Origin of the sequence: Undibacterium sp. Xuan67W (assembly GCF_049340165.1) — a bacterium.
In the GTDB taxonomy this organism is placed as follows: Bacteria; Pseudomonadota; Gammaproteobacteria; order Burkholderiales; family Burkholderiaceae_D; genus Undibacterium.
On the sequence record NZ_JBMPPN010000043.1, the window covers coordinates 1 to 4,214 of the forward strand.

Here is a 4,214-nt window from a genome sequence, read left to right on the forward strand (position 1 = left end):
AATTTTATCGAGATGTTTTACAATCCAATCAAACGTCATTCACACAACGGCGGACTATCGCCCGTCAAATATGAAGACGCTTATTTCCAGAGGCTTCAAAGTGTCTAGTAAAGTCTGGGAAGTTCAGTAGTTAGGTGAGTCGTTTGCATATCCGGCCAAAAGACAATGTTCTATTGTCAAAGAAAGATGTTCCATTGGCACTCGTTCACCTCCGAGGTGAACCGCGGCATCACTTAAGGCCTGCCAAATTGGGTGTGCATAGGAACTCAGTCTGAATCCGCGGGCAAATGCTTGCGGTAGAAAAAAACAGGTATAACTCAGCCCGGAATTGACGGGGTATTCGCTACCCGAATCATAAACTTGAAGGATTACTTTTAGTTCTTCGACTGTTGCGCAAGCTTCGTATATGATCGGTTCACTTAAAAAACGCGCAATCAATTGCATTTGTTGCGTTGCTTTCATCGAGCTGCGCCTCTGCATGATCTCTGGTTGAGCGAAGGATACTGTTACTGAGCGAATTTTTTCCATCGCTAATGCATTTTGAATTACCAGTAATTGCTGTAAATCATGCGATGATAGTAGTTGCATTTCGTCGATAATTAATACAAACAAGGAGCCTTTGAGCCTTCGCACCTCCATAATTGTGTCACTAACTGCATTGCGATAAAGCTGCTCATCTTTTTCTCTTCCCAAAAGGACGTGACCACGTGATTCCAAAATCAGTCTAGAGATATGTCCATTTGTCTTTGGCCTAGAAGACTCTCTGGCACTTACTCTGTTGATATATGTTTTATCAAACTCTTCTCTTAGCCGATCCTCGACATATGCTGCCGCTACAGTTTTACCGATGCGTGGCGTGCCATAAAAGCAAACGCCGGTGCGGCGAGCCCAAACCCGTTCACGTATCAAGTTGTATGTTCGGTCTAAAGCAATTGTAGGAATAGTATATGAACGCTCTCGAATCGGGTGGCCCTCTAATAACTGATCTCTTTGTTCTCGCGTATACTCACTCTGGAACGGAAACGTAAAATTTATTTCTTCAAAATTTGATGTTCCCAAAAATGCCTGATCAGCATCAGTCTCTTGGTTGACACTTGTCTCTATGGATTGTTTAGTTCTAGATTTGGCAGGCATAGATTCACCTTCTATTTTTAGCCATCCGAGGACGCTGATTTTGGGTGTCTTGTAGCAGTGAAGTTCTTGCCGAGACTTCGGATAATGTCGATGTAGAAGACACCTCTTTCGGCTTGTTGTAAATTTGAGGTGCAATACCGGCCTCAGACGCTACACGTGAAGCGTCAGTAGCCTGCCGCGCCGTCAACTGAGGTTGGTTTTTTTTACTTGTTTTTTTCGGCGTACTCAAATATTGCATATAAATTTGGACAGGATCGTCAAGTTGACTGATGACCAGTATTCTTAGCGACATTAGTGAATTAATTGCACGCCTAGTTTTTCGCGAATGCTTGGTAAGACTCCACTTGCCCAGAGCTGTCAAAATACCAAGATCGGATCCATCCTCTAAGAAAACATGGACTTGCCGCATATCATCCTCATCAATATGTACAAGCAAACGCATTCCTAAAAGTAGGCCGTTGTCTGCAAGGACAGGACTCGTGTAGTGGACGCGGTCGATTTGTATGTAAGGACGCCTTCCGTTTTTCAGGTCACCTCGAATGGTCTTTGTTTCAATCGTTGCAAAAGCATTCGCTAATGTTTGATCTTGCATTGGCAATCTCCTTGCTTCGCAAATAGGGTTGTCCCCGCACAAATAGTGGCGAAGAAATCCAATCGGGGATAGATAGGATATACCTTCACTGGGCTTAATATTGTGCTGCGAAAAAAAAACCTCGACCAAATCCTCGATATGCTCGGCATAGATTCCATGCTTCAAGGCAGCGCCGACAGCATCACGGGCTCGTCCGTTTTGAGGGTTGCTTCCTGTGGTCGAAGGCAATCTTTGCATCACACTCTGTGCGATTTCCTTAAAGGTTCTCTCTACATTTGGACGTCGCTCAAAATGACCCACCGGTCCCCAATTCACTACAAATCCCAGAACTCTTCTTGCTCGCTCTCTAACTTTAATTGCTAGATGAGCTAGTGCACCATCCAACAATGTAGTTGTCCAAACAGCTTGATAAGCCTCATCAAGAATCCCGCTCGGAAGACCTCCTCCTGCAGGATAATTTAGTCCTGGTATTGAAAGTCTACGTGGCTCCCAGCGTCGAGCCACCGCATCTCGAATAACATGTAAAACATCATCCGAAGCTACTTCACTGCGGTAGACAATACGCCATGCCAAAACCGCCGTAGAAGCACGATCTATAGCGGCTATCAGCCATAGCCGCTCCAATAGCAAATCAGTTTCAGTTCCCTCTGGGGTGGCAAACGTTACTAGACTGTGTGCGTCAATGTTATAGGCGTCTATTTCAACTGCATCGAATGGTTCTTCTGTGTAGATAAGCGGGCGTTTCCCGTTGCCAACACTTAAATGAGCTCTCGCCTCTCGCTCTCCGCGCTTGTTCACAGAGCGGGCAAAATTATTTAGTGTTACTTCGGCCATATACTTCTGAATTGAGCGAAGACCAAGCAACTTTGTGTTAAATGGCCATCCATACGCAGGATATTCGTTATTCGCCACCTTCACTCTAAGGAGTTTAATAAAAATTCTATGAAGCACATTGGACCGAATGCGATGTTCGGGAACACCGATAAATTTTGCCTCCTGCCGAATTTGCGCTACCAATTCAAACTCTATGTCTGGAAACAACTTTTTAAGATATCCAAGAGAACCAGATTGGCCGCCACGTTGTTCTTGTCTTTTGGGACCGGCTAGATATTTTTTTTCGTAAGGGACTAGGCGCGTGAATTTTCGTAACCCTCTAAATCCAAAAATTGTTCCATCCGACGCGAGCATTAGACATCTGGCAGACAAACGTGGCAAATCCGTTGGATCGACTCCTGTTTTTCGTTGAATTTCTGCCAGGTTTTCTCCATGAGCATAAAGCTTAATAGCTTTTACCCTACGTTCAAATTCATCTCGTTCCGAATCATCCAATAGCGCTCGATTGAAATCTGGCCAAAGATCGACACTTGGCGCTACTGCAAACGCTTGGTTACGAGACCACATGCTTTGATAAGCGCCATATTGAAGCGGATCGGAAACCTCCCCTTTGGAGATCAAGACTAATATGTCCCGAAATTGCTAGTCGAATCAGCAAACCTTTTAGTATCGCAGGATCTACGTGGGGCAAATCTTTTATCAAATCAGCTATCGTCCCAGCCTCCCGTAATAAAAGTATGCTGTGTAATGCTACTGACTCTTGAACAAAAGCACGATCGCGCAAGACACTTGCAAAACCTAGTGCTTTTAGCCATCGCAATGAGACTCGAACGTGAGGTGACAGGTCTTTATCAGAAAAAGTTTTATATGTAACTCCTTCAGTGCTAGCTGCCGCGGCTTGCGATTCAAGCTGTGATTTTCCTGGCGCAATCTCTTCGTCATCGCTTTTTACTTCATGCCATTCCACTCGCCCACTGACCAAAAGAACTTTGGCATCGAGTTCAGTAGCTCGCGTTTCATAAGAGTCCGCCGAAATAACTGCTGTCGGCTCTAAATCAAATGACTTAACCTCAGGATTTGTTTCGAGATAATGCAACCAATGAACGAGCTGTCGGTCGCTTGGCAGAATATAGTCTTTATTAGTTTTTACAATATAGACGAGCCAGAGATTCGAGTTGCCTCGCCCTCTCCCTCTATAGGCATGCATTATGTTTGTCCGTTGCTTAGAGCGCAAAGACTGACTTTGATCTATCGACATGGAGCCACCTCTTAATGGATAGACTCAATTTTTGAGATAACAGTTTTTTTAATAATAGATGGCAATTTTAAAATGTCAAACCAGGGCTGCATTTCATTGGAATTTTTAGTTCCTTGCGCATTTTATTTGAATTTTTAATTCCGAAAATGGGTACTAAAAATTCCACTTTATTGAGAAAAAGTATTATGTTTTTACAGTAACTATATGAATTTAAGGGGACACATGACAAGTAGATATTGGAATTTTTAGTTCCGAGCGCTATATCGGGCGGGTAATCCCCCCTGCAAACAAGCGTTGAAATGAGTAGAATTTTCTAAATATGATTTTTGAAAGTTCTGCATGAAGCCTTCCCGTTACACCGACAGTCAGATCATCGCCATCCTCAAGCAGGCCGAG

At 43.9% G+C, this 4,214-nt stretch carries 3 protein-coding genes; all 3 read right to left on the reverse strand.

Going from position 1 to position 4,214, the window contains the following annotated elements:
• Nucleotides 1-123: 123 nt before the first annotated feature.
• From ACO0LE_RS20020 to ACO0LE_RS20030, 3 genes are read right to left on the reverse strand one after another with little or no spacing between them, the layout of a single operon-like run.
• A complete protein-coding gene (locus tag ACO0LE_RS20020) occupies nt 124-1,134 on the reverse strand; it encodes an AAA family ATPase (RefSeq protein ID WP_422962086.1) in 1,011 nt (336 codons plus the stop codon).
• A 4-nt stretch (nt 1,135-1,138) separates the two neighbouring features.
• Nucleotides 1,139-3,181, reverse strand: a complete 2,043-nt coding sequence (locus ACO0LE_RS20025) for a hypothetical protein (protein WP_422962087.1) — start codon at nt 3,179-3,181, stop codon at nt 1,139-1,141.
• Nucleotides 3,114-3,818, reverse strand: a complete 705-nt coding sequence (locus ACO0LE_RS20030; RefSeq protein WP_422962088.1) for a hypothetical protein — start codon at nt 3,816-3,818, stop codon at nt 3,114-3,116. The genes ACO0LE_RS20025 and ACO0LE_RS20030 overlap by 68 nt, the downstream gene beginning before the upstream one ends.
• Nucleotides 3,819-4,214 lie beyond the last annotated feature (396 nt).